The sequence below is a fragment of the Pseudoalteromonas sp. T1lg22 genome (assembly GCF_002964645.1).
Classification (GTDB): Bacteria; Pseudomonadota; Gammaproteobacteria; order Enterobacterales; family Alteromonadaceae; genus Pseudoalteromonas.
This window is the reverse complement of record NZ_PQBY01000023.1, coordinates 210,711-228,342: the sequence shown is the minus strand read 5'-3', so window position 1 is coordinate 228,342 and position 17,632 is coordinate 210,711. Positions and strand designations below refer to the sequence as shown.

Below are 17,632 nucleotides of genomic sequence, written 5' to 3'. Positions count from 1 at the left end.
TTTACCTTAACGTAATTTAGCGTTTTTTCATTTTGACACTGGTGTCATGTTAAAAATAACGAATATAAAGCGGATAAATAGTACAAGGTGTTTACTTTTTATGGTGATCACAAATAATGAAAAATATTCAAGATTGTGAATATGTATTCGTTATTTCGTTGACACCCCAGATGCAAAGGGTTAGCGTTGACGGTCCGCTAGCACCACAGCAAGGGTCAATAATTGCCAAGCTAGCACGCAGTAGCAATGGGGAGAGGGGTCCAACATGTTATATGACTCAAGTTTAGAAAAAGATAATTGCGGCTTTGGCTTAATAGCCCAGGTCAACGGTCAGGTTAGCCATAAACTTATTCGCACCGCCATTACCGGATTGGCGCGTATGGAGCATCGTGGCGGTATTTCTGCCGATGGTAAAACCGGCGATGGCTGTGGTTTATTGATGCAAAAGCCCGATAGCTTCTTTCGTGCTATTGCCAAAGAAAATGATTGGTTGCTGGGAAAAAACTATGCTGTCGGCATGCTTTTTTTAAGTCAGGATCCCGTCCAGGCTCAGGCGGCCAAGGCGCTGGTGGCAAAAGAATTAGAGCAGGAAACCCTGACCTTGGTGGGCTGGCGCGAGGTGCCGGTGGATACCAGTTATCTGGGTGATATTGCCTTGGCGCAATTGCCGCAGTTTGTGCAGGTATTTGTCAGTGCCCCTGAGGGCTGGCGGCCCAAGGATTTAGAGCGCCGCTTGTATATCGCCCGGCGCCGAATCGAAAAGCAGTTGCAGCAGGATAAGGATTTTTATATCGCCAGCTTGTCTGGTTTGGTGACCGTCTACAAGGGCTTGATGATGCCCGAAGACTTACCTAATTTTTATCTCGACTTGGCCGATATGCGTATGACCACGGCGATCTGCGTGTTCCACCAACGCTTCTCTACCAATACCCAACCGCGCTGGCCTTTGGCCCAGCCGTTTAGATATTTGGCGCACAATGGCGAGATCAACACCATCACGGGCAACCGCCAATGGGCCAGAGCTCGCGCCTATAAATTTGCCTCGCCGCTGTTGCCGGACTTACAGACCGCGGCGCCTTTTGTGAATGAAAGCGGTTCGGATTCATCGAGCCTGGATAATATGCTCGAGCTGTTTTTGGCCGGCGGCATGGACTTGTTCCGAGCCATGCGTATGTTGGTGCCGCCAGCATGGCAGAAAAACCGCGCCATGGATGAGGATTTACGCGCCTTCTACGATTTTAACTCCATGCATATGGAGCCCTGGGACGGCCCAGCCGGCATAGTGATGTCGGATGGTCGCTTCGCCGCTTGTAATCTGGATAGAAACGGCCTGCGTCCGGCACGCTATGTGTTGACCCAGGACGGCTTTATTACCCTGGCCTCGGAAGTGGGGATCTGGGATTATGCCGCCGATGAGGTGGTGGAAAAAGGCAGGGTAGGCCCAGGTGAGCTGATGGTCATAGATACCCTGCATGGCAAGGTGTGGCATTCCGATGAAATCGATCAGGATCTAAAAGCCCGCCACCCTTACAAGCAATGGCTTGAGCAAAACGTTAGGCGCCTGACGCCTTTTGAGTTACTGAGCGATAAAGAGGCGGGCAACCGTTCATTCGACGAAGAAACCCTGCTTATCTATCAAAAGATGTTCGCCTATACCAATGAAGAGTTGGATCAGGTGATCCGAGTGATGGGTGAAAATGGCCAGGAAGCGACCGGCTCCATGGGTGATGATACCCCGTTTGCCGTGCTTTCCGAGGGACATAGATCTCTGTTCGACTATTTCCGCCAGAAATTTGCTCAGGTAACTAACCCGCCTATCGATCCACTGCGGGAAAATCATGTTATGTCTTTGGCGACCTGCATTGGCCGCGAACAAAATGTCTTTAACGAGACCACGGGCCATGCCAAGCGCTTGCAGTTTGACACTCCCATACTTATGTATTCCGACATGGTACAGCTGCGCAGCGCCAATGATGAGCACTACAGCCATAGCTCAATCGATTTAAACTACACCGCCGATGAAACCCTGGAGCAGGCATTAGTGCGCATTTGTGATGAAGCCCAGCGCAAGGCCGAATCCGGTGTGGTGATGTTGCTGCTTAGCGACAGACATATAAGTCAGGACAGCCTGCCTATTCCGGCCGCCATGGCCGTGGGAGCTGTGCACCAGCGCCTGGTCAACAACAGCCTGCGCTGTGATACCAATATCATTATCGAAACCGGCAGCGCCCGCGACCCGCATCAATTTGCGGTCTTACTTGGCTTTGGTGCCACCGCTATTTACCCTTATCTGGCCTATGAATCCTTGGTGGCGATGAGCGATGCCAAGGTCATTAACAAGAGCTATCGCGAAGTGACGCTTTCGTATCGTAACGCCATCAACAAGGGCCTGCTTAAAATCATGTCTAAGATGGGTATTAGTACAGTGGCTTCCTATCGCTGTTCCATGTTGTTCGAAGCCGTTGGCCTGTCCGAGCAGGTGGTGGATCTTTGCTTTAACGGCGTTGCCAACCGCATTAGTGGTGCCGGCTTTGAGGATTTCGAGCAGGATCAGTTGAAGTTGCGACAGCTTGCCTTTAGCGCGCGTAAGCTTTTGACTCACGGTGGTTTATTAAAGTTTGTTCATGGCGGTGAATACCATGCCTATAACCCGGATGTGATCCAGTCGCTGCAAAAAGCAGTTCGCTCTGGCGATTATCAGGATTATCTGCGTTATGCAGACTTGGTTAATAACCGGCCGATCACCAACATTCGCGATATGTTGGCGCTTAAGGGCGGCACTAAGGCCATTGCCATCGATGAGGTAGAAGCACCCGAGGAGCTGTATAAGCGTTTCGACTCGGCGGCCATGAGTATAGGTGCCCTGTCACCGGAAGCGCATGAGGCTCTGGCGATTGCCATGAACCGCCTCGGCGGTTGCTCCAACTCGGGTGAGGGCGGCGAAGATAAGTTGCGTTATGGCACAGAGAAAAACTCCCGTATCAAGCAGGTGGCCTCGGGGCGCTTTGGCGTTACGCCGCATTACTTGCGCAGTGCCGATGTTATTCAGATCAAGGTAGCGCAAGGCGCCAAACCGGGCGAGGGTGGACAATTACCAGGGGAAAAGGTCACCCCCTATATCGCCAAATTACGTTACTCAGTGCCCGGTGTAACCTTGATTTCACCGCCACCGCACCATGATATTTACTCCATTGAAGACCTGGCCCAGCTGATTTTTGATCTTAAACAGGTGAATCCTGAGGCCATGATCTCGGTTAAGCTGGTGTCTGAGCCCGGTGTTGGCACCATAGCCACTGGGGTGGCCAAGGCCTACGCGGACCTGATCACTATAGCTGGCTACGATGGCGGCACAGGTGCAAGCCCGCTGACCTCAGTCAAATACGCCGGCAGCCCATGGGAGCTAGGTCTGGCGGAAACCCAGCAGGCTCTGGTTGAAAATGGCTTGCGACATCGTATTCGCTTGCAAACCGATGGTGGCTTAAAAACCGGTCTCGACATTATTAAAGCGGCTATCTTGGGCGCCGAAAGCTTTGGTTTTGGTACTGGCCCCATGGTGGCACTGGGCTGTAAATACCTCAGAATTTGTCATTTGAATAACTGTGCCACAGGTGTGGCGACTCAGGATGAAACCCTGCGTGCCAAGCACTATCACGGCCTGCCGGAAATGGCGATGAACTACTTTAAGTTTATCGCTCAGGAAGCGCGCGAATTGATGGCCTCCTTGGGCGTAACCCGATTGGTTGATTTGATCGGGCGCACCGACTTGCTTGAGGCGCTCGAAGGCAAAACGGCGAAGCAGCAAAAGCTGGATTTATCGCACTTGCTGGCACAACCAAAAAATATAAGCGGTCAGTCCTTATATTGTTCTATGCCTAATACCTCGCACTATCGCGGCGCCCTTAATGAAGAGCTGTTGGCGAAGACGAAGCAGGCCATAGATAATCGCAGCGGAGCCAATCTGGTGACGCGTATCTGTAACACCGACCGCTCGGTAGGGGCCATGCTTTCCGGTTATATCGCCGCCCAGCATGGTAACCAGGGCATGGCTGCAGAGCCGCTGCGTATTGAATTGCATGGCACCGCAGGTCAGTCGTTTGGGGTGTTTAATGCCGGTGGTCTGGAAATGACTCTTGTCGGTGATGCCAATGACTATGTGGGCAAGGGCATGGCTGGCGGCCGTTTGGTGGTGCGTCCGCCTTTGGGTTCTTGTTTCCAGTCACACCAGGCGGCAATTGTAGGTAATACCTGTTTATACGGTGCCACTGGCGGCAAATTATATGCCGCGGGCTGCGCTGGTGAACGTTTTGGCGTTCGTAACTCCGGAGTTACCGCCGTGATTGAAGGTCTTGGCGACAACGGTTGTGAATATATGACCGGCGGAGTGGTCTGTGTGCTGGGTAAGGTAGGCATTAACTTTGGTGCTGGCATGACCGGAGGTTTTGCCTATGTGCTTGATGAAGCACATGACTTTACCAAACGCATGAACCCTGAGCTGGTGGAGATAGTGAGCCTGGAGCAGTTGCCGACTCATCAGGAGCATCTGCGTGGTTTGATTGCCGAGCACCTGGAGCTGACTGGCTCGCAGCGCGCCGAGGCCATCCTCGCCAGCTTCGATCTTTACTTGCCCATGTTTAAGTTGGTGAAGCCGATTTCCAGTGATGTTCATAGCCTGTTGGGACACCGCGCCCGCAGTAGCGCCGAACTACGTGTGCAGGCGCAATAGGAGGAAGTATGAGCCAGAATGTTTATCAGTTTATCGATGTACAGCGTGTCGATCCGCGCAAAAAGCCGATTTCTACGCGCAAGCAGCAGTTTGTTGAGATCTATGAGCCGTTTTCACAAAACCAGGTCGACTCTCAGGCGGATCGTTGTCTTGACTGTGGCAACCCCTATTGTGAATGGCAATGTCCGGTGCACAATTATATCCCGCAGTGGTTAAAGCTTATTCGCACCGGGCGTATTCTCGAAGCGGCGGAGCTTTCTCACCGCACCAACAGTCTGCCCGAGGTGTGTGGGCGCGTGTGCCCGCAGGACAGGCTTTGTGAAGGCGCCTGTACTCTGAATGAGGAATTCGGTGCCGTCACCATAGGCAATATCGAAAAATACATTACCGATACCGCCTTTGCCATGGGTTGGAAACCGGATATGAAGCACGTGGTATGGAGTGATAAAAAGGTCGCCATTATCGGTGCTGGGCCGGCGGGACTCGGCTGTGCCGATGTGCTGGTGCGCAATGGAGTTAAACCCGTGGTGTTTGACCGTCACCCGGAAATTGGCGGTCTGCTGACCTTTGGTATTCCTTCGTTTAAGTTGGAAAAAGAAGTGATGCAACGACGTCGGGAAATCTTTACCGAGATGGGTGTCGAGTTTCGTCTGAACACAGAGGTGGGCAAGGATATCGAGCTGCAACAGATCATCGATCAGTATGATGCGGTCTTCCTCGGCGTCGGTACCTATCAAAGTATGCGTGCCAACCTTGAAAACGAGGATGCCGAAGGCGTGCACGACGCCCTGCCATTTTTAATTGGCAATACCAACCGAGTGATGGGCTATGAAGAGGGCGATGCTCCCTATCTTGATATGCAGGGTAAGCGGGTAGTGGTACTCGGTGGTGGTGATACCGCCATGGACTGTGTACGTACCTCGGTGCGTCAACAGGCGCAGCAGGTGATCTGTGCCTATCGCCGTGACGAAGAGAATATGCCCGGTTCTAAACGCGAGGTAAAAAATGCCAAGGAAGAAGGCGTCGAGTTTATGTTTAATGTTCAGCCTAAGGGCATAGTGGTGGACGAGCAAGGTCGGGTGAGCGGCGTTCGCATGGTGCATACCCAATTGGGCGAGCCCGATGAAAATGGCCGTCGTCGCGCCGAAGAAGTTCCCGACTCAGAGCATACAGTTGCTGCCGATGCGGTGTTGATGGCCTTTGGCTTTAAGCCCCATAAGATGGAATGGCTGGAGCCCTTTGGTGTGGAAATAAATCACTGGGGTGGCATTAATGCCCCAGAGCAGGGCGCCTTTACGCATCAGACCACTAACCCGAAAATTTTTGCCGGGGGTGATGTGGTACGGGGCTCGGATCTGGTGGTTACCGCCATCTTTGAAGGCCGTAATGCCGCAGAAGGCATTATGGATTACCTGGAAGTTTAATTTTGGATAAACCTTGGAAGCAGCAAAGCGGGCATTAGCCCGCTTTTTTTATGCGCTGTTTTTACTCATTGATAATGTTAAGCGTGAGCCGCAATCAGCTCCCTAGCATTGGCCAAGGTGGTTTTACTGATATTGTCACCGGCCAGCAGGCGGGCGATTTCATCAACGCGGCCTTGTTTATTAAGCGCCAGCATTTGTGTAAAGGTTTCATCATTGGCCACCTGTTTGCCCACGAAGAACTGGTTCATGGCGCTGGAAGCCACCTGGGGCAGGTGGGTCACACATATAACCTGAGTAGATTGGCCAAGGCGACGCAGCAACTTACCTACCGCTGCTGCGGTTGGCCCGGAGATACCTACATCCACTTCATCGAAAATAAGCGTTGGCGTGGTCACGCGCTGGGCGATGATCACCTGGATTGCCAAACTGATCCGCGAGAGCTCACCGCCAGAGGCAACCTTAGACAGCGCCTGCATGGGTTGGCCCGGGTTGGTGCTTACCAAAAATTCGATGCGGTCTAAACCAAGGCGGCTGGGTGTGCGCGCTGAGTCAAAATCGAGAGCAATGGCAAAGCGGCCATTTTCCATCGACAACTCATGCATACTGGCGCCGATCAGTTCGCTTAATTCTTGCGCCGCCTCTCTACGGCTGGCGGATAATAGCTCGCAGCACTGCTGATATTCATTAAGTGCTTCGGCTATCTCATCATCGAGCTGAGCCAAGCGTTGATCGTCAACACAGATTGCTTCCAGATCCGTTTTAATTTGCAGGTGATGTGCCACCAGAGCCTTAGGTTCAACCATATGCTTGCGCGCCAAGGTGATGGCAGTGCCAAGGCGTTCATCGAGCTGGGCTAAGCGCTCCGGGTCCAACTCAGCGCTATCGCAATAACCGCGTAGCTCGCGGCTTGCTTCTTCTACCTGCACGCAGGCGTCGTTAAGCATGGCGGCGATGCCTTCTAAGCTTGGGTCTATGGCGGCCAGCTCGCTAATGGCAATGGCGCTGTGCTGTAGGGCACCGTTAATGGTTTGCTCATCGCCTTCGTACAAGGCATAAAGTTGCTGCTGTGAGCCTTCCAGTAAGTGCTGGGCATGGCTAAGACGATTATGCTCCACCTCGATTTGCTCATATTCGCCGTCCTCCAGAGCAAATTCGTCGAGCTCGGCGACCTGATATTCAAGCAGTTGCTTTTGTGCTTGTTGTTGGGCGTGCTTGGCCTCTAACTCGCGTAGCTCCAGCTGTAACTTTTGGTATTGGCTAAAGCTTTTCGCCGTATTTTCAAGTAAGGATTTATGGCCGGCATAGCCATCGAGTAATTGCAGCTGATGGTCGTTTTTCAGCAACAACTGGTGCGCATGCTGACCATGGATGGATAATAAGTGCTGCCCCAATTCCTTTAACTGAGCGGCGGTAACACTGATGCCGTTGATATAGCTTTTGCTGCGGCCATTTTTCGCAACTACGCGTCGCAGCAGGCATTCTTGCTCATCTGCCTCCAGCATATGCTCTTGCAAAAACTGTTGAGCCTTGGGCAGGCGACTAATATCGAAACGGGCGCTAATGTCTGCCTGTTTGGCGCCGGGGCGCACGGCGGCAGCGTCGGCACGCTCACCTAAGCACAGAGAGAGGGCATCGATGGCAATCGATTTACCTGCACCGGTTTCCCCTGTGATTGCGGTCATACCGGCATGCCATTGGGTTTCAAGCTCGCTAACAATAGCAAAATTAGAAATAGTTAATCCCGAAAGCATACTGTTTATCCATCCAGTTATATACTAACTGTTAATCTATACAGTAGTCCGTTTTTTTGCAAATTAAATTTTAAACAATTTGCGCTTGCTCTGGCTCGGTGTATTTGTTGGCTGGCACTCTAAAGGTATCTTTTACTCGATACCTGGCTTAGGGAACGCTCTAAGCCATTTATCTTCTTGCCAGCGTCAATTAACTTGCTTTGAAAGCCGTGTAATTCCCGGTCGCTGATGTATTCCAAAGTAACTCTAATACAGGCGTGAGCCCCAATTTAGTTTTTGGCGCAGCACGTTATAGTAGGAGTAATCCGTGGGGTGAATTAAGCGCAGCGGCCTTTCTGCTTTTTTGATCACCACTTCATCGCCGGGCAGGGTGGCTAGCACCACATGGCTGTCGCAACTGACCTGCAGGCTGTCGGTATTATCCAAGCTCAGTTTAAGACGAATAACGCTCTCACCATCGACCACCAAGGGTCGGCTCGATAGGGTATGAGGGAACATGGGCACCAGGGCCATGGCATTAAGACCCGGAGTAAGAATAGGGCCGCCGCCAGACAGTGAATAGGCGGTGGAGCCGGTCGGCGTTGACACAATCAGGCCATCGGACTTTTGCGAAAACACAAAATCATCGTTAATAAAGCATTCGAATTCGATCATGTGTGCCACCTTGTCGGCGTGCAGCACAGCTTCATTCATCGCCGAGTTGGCACTTTTGAGCTCGGCATGACGAAATACTTCCACTTCCAGTAAGAAGCGTTTTTCTTCTATGTAATGGCCGCTGAGCACCTGCTCCAAGGCAGGCTCAAAGCCGTCCGGGTTAAGGTCGGTTAAAAACCCCAGGTTGCCGCGGTTTACGCCGATCACGCCAACATTAAAGCGGGCCAGTACGCGCGCGGCGCCAAGCATATTGCCGTCACCGCCGACCACTATGGCCAAGTCTGCTTGCTCACCTAGCTCGACCAAATCGACCAGATTGGCATCTTCGGGATTTGCCAATTGCCCGCCATAATGACGCTCCACCAAGACCCGGTAACCTAAAGCTTGCAAAAAGGCATAGAGGCGTTGTAATGTCAGCGCCGCGCCTTCATGATGTGCTTTACCAATTAAGCCAATAGTTTTAAAAGAAGCGCTCATATCTGTGCCATAAATGAAGTAACTCTTTATAGAGTAACGCAAAAGTGGTGGGGTTGAAACTGAGGCAAAGAGCCTAAATTATAACAATATGAAATTATCTCCACGTGATGAGCAGATATTCTCTGCGGTAATGAGTTTATACTGCGACGGTCAGGGTCAGCCGGTTGCCTCTTCTCGTATTGCCAAGCAAAAGGGGATGGCGGTGTGCAGCGCCACCGTACGCAACGCCATGGCACGCCTAGAAAAACTGGGCTTACTCTATTCGCCCCATACTTCGGCCGGACGTATTCCTACCCAGCAAGGCTTTGATTTTTGGTTCGATTCCTATTTTCATCTAGATCAGCTGGGTCAATATTGGCAGCCGCCACAGAAAAAACTGGTTGAATTTGCCCACCACCTGGCTCGGCGCTACAAGGTCTGTTGCTGTGTTGGTCTGCCTCAGGTCACCACTCAGTGGGTGTTCCGAGTAGAAGTGCTGGATTTTGACCGCACCCATTGGCTGGTGCTGCTGTTGGACCGCCAAGGTCAGGGCCACAATATTCTTATTACCAAGCCCCTTGAGGCCAATGATGATATTCGCTATCAGTTTGCGACCTGGTTGAATTCGGTTTTTGCGCAGCAAAACCTGCTTGAAGGACTGCACCGAATGAAGGCCATGAGCCGCACCGCGCCCCATTATTGTCATGGCTCCTTGGCGCAGTGGACGCGCGAGTTAGGAAATAAACTTGGCAGCGACAACAGTATAGTGGTCGGCGAAAATAACCTTTATGCCTACACAAATAGCGAGCAGGAACTCAACATAGGTGCGCGCTTCTTACATGGCATCGAAGATAAGCTGGCGTTTCGCAACGGTGTGTCCGTGTTGTTTGGCGATCAGTTGCCCTTACCGGGTTTTGAACCCTTCTTAGTTTTTAGCCTGGCTTACTTTGCCAACCAGGAATATCAAAGTCGATTTTGCGTGATCTTGCCCAAGTCGGCGCCGATTGAGGCGATCATTCAAGAATTTGCGCAAATCGAGCACCTTGACTCTTGAATCCGCTAAATACATCCCCATAATGAATCGCAGTTACGCAGTTTTTGGAGAATATAAAGATGTCTGAGCAACCACAGGCTAACGAACACGAACAGGAAAACGTCGAGGCTCAAGAAGAGCAAGAACAAGAGCAGGGCTCACAAGAGCAAAGCATTGAAGCTGAGTTAGCGGCTCTATATGCGGAATTAGAAGCTGCAAAGCAAACCGTTGAAGAGCAAAAAGACAGCGTGATTCGCGCCGCCGCCGAAGTTGAAAACATTCGTCGTCGTGCTGCACAAGATGTTGAAAAAGCACATAAGTTTGCGCTAGAGAAGTTTGCCAACGAACTGCTTCCGGTGATCGATAACCTAGAGCGTGCCATCGAGTTTGCTGACAAAGAAAATGAAGCCCTGGTTCCTATGCTTGAAGGCATCGAAATGACGGCCAAAAGCTTTGTTGAAGCAGTTGCCAAGTTCAATGTCGAAGTGGTTAACCCTCAGGGTGAGGCGTTTAACCCGGAACTTCATCAAGCCATGGCTATGCAACCGAGCGAAGATGTCGCACCTAATACCGTTATAGCGGTTATGCAAAAGGGTTACACCCTGAACGGTCGTTTGTTACGCCCGGCCATGGTTATGGTATCGAAAGCGCCTTAAGTTTTTGATTAATAGAAAAATGCCCACTTTTTAGTGGGCATTTTTTTTGCGTTGCCAAAGCTGAGTCACGGCGATTAGGATAATAGCCACAAACATCATGCTGGAGAAGGGCACCGCATTAACCGGGTGGATCAGCGCTAAAAAGGGTCCCACTAAAGCACCGCTGCCAAAGCGCAGTGTACCTATGACAGCCGTAGCCGTCCCCGAGTTACGTTCAAACTCCATTAGAATAAGGGCATCGGCATTTGAGGCGATAATGCCTAAACTCATCATCAGCGGCGCTATGCTCCACACTATGTAGTACAGCGACTGCTCCATCAGGCTAAAGGCCAACAAGGCGCTGCCGCTGACTAGCGCCAGAGCCAGACCAAAATACAGCATCTTGCGCGAGCCGACCTTAGGCACCACTCGGGTGTTAATAAAGTTACCCAGCATCAAGGCAATAACATTAAACGCAAACAGCACGCCAAAAAGTTGCTCCGAAACTTTAAAATAACCCAGGTAGATAAAAGGAACCGAGGTTAAAAAGCAGAAAAATGCAAAGGAGGCCAACATGGAGCTAAGTATATCGGCGCGAGCTTTGGCCTCACTGAGGACCACAGCATAGCTGGCAAAAAACAGCTTCAGACCACGGTGCTCACTGCGATAAATGGGTATATCGATCAGGTGCATCTGCACCCAGACAAGACATGAGAAGGCATAGCCACCGAGTACCAGAAATATCACCTGCCACTGTGCCAGGGTTAGAATTGCTGAGCCTATGCTGGGCGCCGCCAGGGGCGCAACCATCATGATCATCGACACATAGCTCATGCCCTTGGCGGTATTTTGCTGATAAATATGGCGGATAATGCCGGGCACCACCACGGTCGCGGCGGCGCCGGTAAAGGCCTGTACACTGCGCAGTAACCAGAATAAATAGATGTCTTCGCAAAAGGCCAAAGCCACCGAACTGAGCCCAAACAAGGCGAGGCCGATACGCGCCAAACGGCGACGACCCATTTGATCGGCAATGGGGCCAAAAAACAGCATGCCCAAGGCATAGCCAGCAAGGTATACGCTCAGGGAAATTTGCACCTGAGGCATGGTGGCGCCAAGATCCTTGGCGATTTGCACCATGGCTGGCAAATACATATCCACGGCCAGCGGCGTAATAGCCACAATACTGGCCAACAAAGGCAATAGCACACGCCGACTGGGCGTTCTTGTGTCGGTTAAGGACATAGATACAATATCTTCTAAGTTGGTGAAGGAGAGACTAGGGGAAAGTGCGCAGGCAGCGTCCAGTGCCTAGTTTGTTCACTATAGCACCAAGGTTTCGGCCAGAATAGGGGAACCTTATTAACATTATGTTAATTAGACACTTTATTCGACGCTAGGCGTTGCCTTTGTGGTTTGCTATGCTTGGCGCAAGAGAAAAATGGGAAGCATTAATAATGAAAAAACTAATCTTAGCCCTTAGTGTGGCGGCCGTTATCGCCGGTTGTAAAACCTCACCGACCGGACGCACTCAGGTGACCTTGTATTCCGATGCGCAAATGAGCCAGTTAGGCGGCGCCAGCTTTGAGCAGATGAAAAAAGAACAAAAGGTTAACACCGACTCGCGCACCAATGCCTATGTACAATGTGTGGCCGATGCGGTGATCCAGGTGTTACCGACAAAGTATGCGCAGCAAAAGTGGGAAGTGGTGGTATTCGAGGAAGACTCGGCCAATGCCTTCGCCCTGCCAGGCGGCCATATAGGTGTGCACACCGGCTTACTTAAGGTAGCGCAGAACCAGGATCAACTGGCCACCGTGATTGGCCATGAAGTGGGCCATGTGATCGCCGAGCACTCCAATGAGCGTGCTTCACAAAGCCAAATGTTGCAAACCGGTATGCAAATTGGCGCCGTGGCAATGGATATGGGCGAGATAGGTTATCGCAATGAAATCATGGCGGCGCTTGGTTTAGGTGCTCAGTATGGCGTGGTATTGCCATTTAGCCGCACCCATGAAAGCGAAGCGGATGAAGTGGGTCTGGAGCTGATGGCCAAGGCTGGTTTTGAACCACAGCAATCCGTTTCCCTGTGGCAAAATATGGCGCAAAGCGGTGGCGCAACTCCTCCTGAGTTCTTATCGACACACCCGGCGCCAACTAGCCGTATTAACGAATTGCAAAAGCGCATGCAAGGTGCCAACGCCTTGTATCAGCAGGCTAGAAGTCAGGGTAAGCGTCCTCAGTGTCGTTAATTCTGGGTTTGTAGCATGCCTAAGCTAGCCCTGTGCTTGACCTTGCTGCTGGCTGCTGCCTTGACCATTGACAGCCTGATCTCGGCGCCTGTCTTTGCCATTCAGTGGCGCAGCCCCGAGTTTATGGCGGGCATAGCGCCGACCTTTAACCTGGTTAAATTACTGGGTATGGCGGTGCTTACGGCCTACTTATGGTGGGGCGTACCGCAACGACAGTATTCCCCCGCCATCACCATTGCGCTGCAATGTGTGGTGCTCATCTGTGCGGTACATACGGTGGTGTTACTGATCGGCAGACAAAGCCTGGTGAGCGATGCTGAGCACTATACCTCTGAGGGTCCCTATACGGTGCACACCATAGAATCTCAGGATGCCCGCACCAGCCGGCAGGTGATCTATTGGCGTTGCCAGCGCTCGCTTGGTTTTTACTCCCTTGAGGAACTACATCAGCTTCCCTATCACCCAGGTGCCTATATAGAAGAGCAAGATGGCAAGTGGTATTACATAGGTGAAAAGCGTTATGAATTGGCGGCAGGGCAGTGTGACTAGCAAGCTAATCAGCAATAAAAAAGGTGAGCAAGTGCTCACCTTTTTCAATTACGAGGTAGTTATTAGGCGCGGCTAATAAACTTGCTCTCGGCGGTGTTGATTTTAATTTTATCGCCGCTTGAGATGTGCTCTGGCACCTGAACCACAAGACCTGTGGTCAAGGTAGCCGGCTTAGTACGCGCACTGGCAGAGGCACCTTTGATTGACGGAGAGGTGTCTTCAATTACCAATTCAACGCTGGTCGGCAAGTCCACAGAAACTGGACGGCCTTCTACTAGCACTACCTGCACACCCTTGGTCGACTCGTCGATAAACAACAACTGCTCGGCAATGCTGTTTTTGTTCAGGTGGTACGGCGTGTAATCTTCATCATCCATAAAGATGTACTCGTCGCCATCAACGTACGAGAACATAGCCGCGCGGCGCTGTAGATCGGCAAAGTTCAGCATGTCTTCGGCTTTGAAGGTTTCATCAACCTTGCCGCCATCAACCACGTCATACATGCGCATACGGTACAGGCTACCACCGGCGCGGCCCTGAGGCACAGAGCGCTCGATATCACGGACGATCATAACGCGACCATTGTATTCAATGGCGGCGTGTTTTTTAATTTCGCTAGCCTTAGGCATAGTCTTACTTCCTAATTTAATTGACCGGGATAAGTTACCCGATTAAAAGGTCCAAGCCAAGTGGATTTGCGGCACAGATTCTGTGGTGTTGGTGCCCAATTTGTTATGCCAGTACTGCCACTCAACACCCAGCATCAGGGTTTGCTCCGGCATTTGCAGGGCGTGACCCAAATCCCATTGCACTATCGGCTGAGCTAAAAGCCAGCTCTTCACCTTGTCGCCAAACTCGTTGTCGCGCTCATCGATATATTCAACATGGCCGGTAAAGTAAAACTTTTGCTCGCCTATGCTAAAAGGTGCGCCCCAGGCCAGGTCCAACATCCAGCTGTCGCTTTCAGTCGGTGCACCGCCTGAGCCGACGCCATCGCTGTCATCGATATAGGCGGTTACCAGGGTTGAGAAGAAATCAAAACCTTCTACTTGCCAGTCTAGCTTCACACCGGGCAGGTACTTCATCACATTGGCATCGCCGGCGGCGTTAAAGCCCATCACAAAGCCCACATCTTTTAGCGGACCTAGCTCAATTTGGTTACCGCTGATCTTGCTGTAGCTGAAGTTGGAGTACAACTCGCCGTAGAAATCGCTGTCCTGATAACCATCTTCTAGGTCGTCATTGATGATATCGATAAAGAAGAAGTTATCGCCCAGGCTGTAACCCGAAGCGTGTTGCAAAGAGACGATACTGGTGCCCGCTTCTTTTTTAGTGAAGGGGTTTTTAAAGTCGCCATAGTTTACATGTAACTGAGTTTGGCTCCAGGTTGCGGCTTGTGCATTGCTTACACTGGCACACAAGGACAGCGCCACCGCGCCGTATAACAAGGGTGTGGTAATTTTCATAACTACAAGGTGATTAATAAATAAAAGAAATGTCGGCGGCTATTGTAACAGATGGCGGCATTAGGCCGCCACTGTAAGCGGGAGGGCAGGATGCTGGGTTATACCTTATGGCGGCGTAAGATGATGATCAGTACCGCAGTGATAGCCAGGATAAAGCAATAGAAGGCCGAGGTAGATACCTGCCAAGGGCTAATGCCAAAGGTCGCGCCGAGAAGCAGCGCCTGAGCGCCATAGGGCAGTGTCCCTTGCAGCACGCAGGCAAAGATATCGAGCAAGCTGGCAGAGCGCTTTGCGGAAATCTCGCCGTCCTGGGCCAGCTTTTTAGCAATTGGACCGGCAACGATAATAGACACGGTATTATTGGCGATACACAGGTTCGATGTCATTACCAGCACGGCGATACCCAGCTGATCCGCCACCTGGCGATTAAACCTGGCCACTAGCTTGGTTACCGCCTGGATTTTTCGTGCCAGGTAATCAAGGCCGCCACCGCGACGAATAAACTCAGACAAACCGCCAATAAACATCGACAGCAAGAAGATCTCCTGCATATTGCTAAAGCCCTTGTAGATGTCTTTAACAAAGGCGCCACCTTCATAACCTGAAGTAAAACCCATCAGTGCCGCGAAAATAATGCCGCTAAAGAGCACCACAAAAACGTTTAAGCCCATAACCGCAAGTACAAGAATAAAGACGTAGGGCAACACCAGAAGCCAGTCAAAATCACCCACCTCTACAGGTTGCGGCTCAGGGGTCAGGTAAACCAATAGCGCTATGGTTAGCACGGCCGCAGGCAGGGCGATTTTCAGGTTCTCGCGAAACTTATCTTTCATTTCACAGCCTTGGGTGCGGGTGGCCGCGATTGTGGTGTCGGAAATAATAGATAAGTTGTCGCCAAACATGGCGCCAGACACTATGGTACCGGCCATCAGTGCTGGGTCTATGCCGGTTTTCAGTGATACCGCCAAGGCAATAGGGCCAATGGCGCCGATTGTGCCCATGGACGTGCCCATGGCGGTGGAAACCACGGCCGAAATCAAGAACAAGCCGGGCAACAGCATGCTTGGCGGAATAAAGGATAAACCGGCATTGACTATGGCATCCACACCACCGGTCGCACCGGCCACCGCCGAGAAGGCACCGGCGAGCAAATAAATAAGACACATGGTGATGATGTTGCTGTGTCCGGCGCCGCGAATAAAGGTTTCTACCGATTCGTTGATGCGCTGCTTAGCGAGTACAAAGGCCAGTACTATGGCAGGCAAAATGGCCACAGGAGCCGGTAATTGATAGAAAGCGTAATCAACGCCTTGCGATTGTAAATATAGACCTGTGCCTAAAAATATAGCGACAAAGACCAGTAGGGGGACGAGTGAAAGTTTTGCCACAGTGGCATTATAGTTAGGCTGCATGTATACCTCAATTTCGATCACCAACAGCCAAAACCTTCTTTTAGCTGCATTTATTTTGCAAAACAAGCTAAGCCCTGTTGTGCATGCGCCCGCAAGCCAAAGACCAAATCGGCGCCAAGTGGAGAAGTTTAAACGTGTGGATGGCTAAAGTCTATGGTGATCACGTTTTTGTTATTGTTTTTCATTTTTGTAGCACAAAAAAACAACGATATCTAATTTGTGTCACTCACATAGGTAATACCTAAAGCTAAGCCCTTAAGCAAAGCCCATATTTGTCTGATGCCTTTGCTTAAGGATGCTTTTAGTTTGCACGGTGCTTGTGCCTAGCACCTAACACCTATCTGCGTTAGCATATGATTAGTTAAATGAACAAGATTATGGGGAAGAAAATGAGCGTAGGTTTAGGCATTTTAGGCGCCAATGGGCGCATGGGTCAGGCGCTGTTGGAAGCGGGTAACGAGGATACACAAGCCTGTATTAGCGGCGCCTTTGTACGTGAGCAGTCGCCATTAAATGGCCTGGCGGTAGAAACCCTGGTCAAAGGGCTTAAAGAGAGCGCGCAGACCCTTACCTTTACCCCTCTTACGCCCAGCGACAAGCTGGATGTGTTGATCGATTTTACCCTGCCCGAAGGCATGCTGGTTCACCTAGACTTTGCCGTTGCCAACAAGATCCCTATGGTTATCGGCACCACGGGCCTGAATGATGCGCAAATGCAGCGCTTGCATGAGGCCGCCAAACATATCCCCATCGTCTTCGCCCGTAACTTCAGTGTTGGCGTTAATCTGCTTTTGGATTTGGTGCAAACGGCGGCGACAAAATTCGGTGACGACGCGGACATCGAAATATTTGAAGCCCATCACCGTCATAAAATCGATGCGCCTTCGGGCACCGCCCTGGCCATAGGCGAAGCCATTGCCGAAGCCAAAGGCTGGGAGCATGATCAAGTGGCGGTTTATGATCGCTCACAAAGCGAACAGGCTAAATCGCAAAAGGAAATTGGCTATTCGGTGCTCAGAGCGGGCGATATAGTTGGCGAACATACGGCTTATTTCGCATTAATGGGAGAAAGGCTTGAATTAACACATAAAGCTAGCTCAAGAATGACCTTCGCCCGTGGCGCTGTGAGGGCTGCAAAGTGGGTGCAAAACAAACACCCTGGCTTTTATTCCATGCGTGAAGTGCTGGAACTGGGTAAGTAAACGTGTTTTTTTAGGCTCTTCGGTTGTTTTTTGTGTCAAAGGTTCTGTTTTCTATATTTATTGATATTTAATTAG

13 protein-coding genes are annotated in these 17,632 nt (G+C 51.1%); 7 read left to right on the top strand and 6 right to left on the bottom strand.

Features of this window, described 5'->3' with window-relative positions:
• Nucleotides 1-265 precede the first annotated feature (265 nt).
• Together gltB and C2M24_RS14010 are read left to right on the top strand one after the other, a co-directional pair.
• Complete coding sequence (gene gltB / locus C2M24_RS14015) at nucleotides 266-4,723, top strand: glutamate synthase large subunit (protein ID WP_105215654.1); 4,458 nt, start codon at nucleotides 266-268, stop codon at nucleotides 4,721-4,723.
• A gap of 8 nt (nucleotides 4,724-4,731) precedes the next feature.
• Nucleotides 4,732-6,147 carry an FAD-dependent oxidoreductase gene (locus C2M24_RS14010; RefSeq protein WP_105215652.1) on the top strand — a complete coding sequence of 472 codons (1,416 nt, stop codon included), beginning with the start codon at nucleotides 4,732-4,734 and terminating at the stop codon, nucleotides 6,145-6,147.
• Between the two features lie 77 nt (nucleotides 6,148-6,224).
• Here the strand turns inward: C2M24_RS14010 and recN are convergent, their stop codons facing one another.
• Together recN and nadK are read right to left on the bottom strand one after the other, a co-directional pair.
• Nucleotides 6,225-7,898 (bottom strand): DNA repair protein RecN, encoded by a 1,674-nt coding sequence (recN, locus tag C2M24_RS14005; RefSeq protein ID WP_105215650.1) that lies wholly within the window; start codon nucleotides 7,896-7,898, stop codon nucleotides 6,225-6,227.
• 246 nt (nucleotides 7,899-8,144) lie between these two features.
• A complete protein-coding gene (nadK, locus tag C2M24_RS14000; RefSeq protein ID WP_105200598.1) occupies nucleotides 8,145-9,029 on the bottom strand; it encodes an NAD(+) kinase in 885 nt (294 codons plus the stop codon).
• Between the two features lie 88 nt (nucleotides 9,030-9,117).
• Between nadK and C2M24_RS13995 the strand changes: the two genes are divergently transcribed.
• Nucleotides 9,118-10,062: an HrcA family transcriptional regulator gene (locus tag C2M24_RS13995; RefSeq protein ID WP_105215648.1), complete on the top strand. Its 945-nt coding sequence runs from the start codon at nucleotides 9,118-9,120 to the stop codon at nucleotides 10,060-10,062.
• Nucleotides 10,063-10,121: 59 nt separating this feature from the next.
• Complete coding sequence (gene grpE, locus C2M24_RS13990; protein ID WP_105215646.1) at nucleotides 10,122-10,697, top strand: nucleotide exchange factor GrpE; 576 nt, start codon at nucleotides 10,122-10,124, stop codon at nucleotides 10,695-10,697.
• A gap of 30 nt (nucleotides 10,698-10,727) precedes the next feature.
• On the opposite strand, the gene C2M24_RS13985 is transcribed toward grpE, so the two are convergent.
• Complete coding sequence (locus C2M24_RS13985) at nucleotides 10,728-11,921, bottom strand: multidrug effflux MFS transporter (protein WP_105200595.1); 1,194 nt, start codon at nucleotides 11,919-11,921, stop codon at nucleotides 10,728-10,730.
• Nucleotides 11,922-12,133: 212 nt separating this feature from the next.
• Between C2M24_RS13985 and C2M24_RS13980 the strand changes: the two genes are divergently transcribed.
• Both C2M24_RS13980 and C2M24_RS13975 read left to right on the top strand, forming a co-directional pair.
• A complete protein-coding gene (locus C2M24_RS13980) occupies nucleotides 12,134-12,928 on the top strand; it encodes a M48 family metallopeptidase (protein ID WP_105215644.1) in 795 nt (264 codons plus the stop codon).
• Between the two features lie 15 nt (nucleotides 12,929-12,943).
• Nucleotides 12,944-13,477: a hypothetical protein gene (locus tag C2M24_RS13975; RefSeq protein WP_105215642.1), complete on the top strand. Its 534-nt coding sequence runs from the start codon at nucleotides 12,944-12,946 to the stop codon at nucleotides 13,475-13,477.
• 62 nt (nucleotides 13,478-13,539) lie between these two features.
• Here C2M24_RS13975 and efpL read toward each other — a convergent pair whose 3' ends face one another.
• The 3 genes from efpL to C2M24_RS13960 all read right to left on the bottom strand — a co-directional run bounded on the left by efpL (nucleotide 13,540) and on the right by C2M24_RS13960 (nucleotide 16,355).
• Nucleotides 13,540-14,106: an elongation factor P-like protein EfpL gene (efpL, locus tag C2M24_RS13970; RefSeq protein WP_105200592.1), complete on the bottom strand. Its 567-nt coding sequence runs from the start codon at nucleotides 14,104-14,106 to the stop codon at nucleotides 13,540-13,542.
• A 42-nt stretch (nucleotides 14,107-14,148) separates the two neighbouring features.
• Nucleotides 14,149-14,943, bottom strand: coding sequence for a nucleoside-binding protein (locus C2M24_RS13965; RefSeq protein ID WP_105215640.1), 795 nt, complete (start codon nucleotides 14,941-14,943; stop codon nucleotides 14,149-14,151).
• A 98-nt stretch (nucleotides 14,944-15,041) separates the two neighbouring features.
• Nucleotides 15,042-16,355, bottom strand: coding sequence for a Na+/H+ antiporter NhaC family protein (locus tag C2M24_RS13960; RefSeq protein ID WP_105200850.1), 1,314 nt, complete (start codon nucleotides 16,353-16,355; stop codon nucleotides 15,042-15,044).
• 389 nt (nucleotides 16,356-16,744) lie between these two features.
• On the opposite strand from C2M24_RS13960, the gene dapB reads away from it, so the two are divergent.
• Nucleotides 16,745-17,557 (top strand): 4-hydroxy-tetrahydrodipicolinate reductase, encoded by an 813-nt coding sequence (gene dapB, locus C2M24_RS13955; RefSeq protein ID WP_105215638.1) that lies wholly within the window; start codon nucleotides 16,745-16,747, stop codon nucleotides 17,555-17,557.
• Nucleotides 17,558-17,632: the final 75 nt, after the last annotated feature.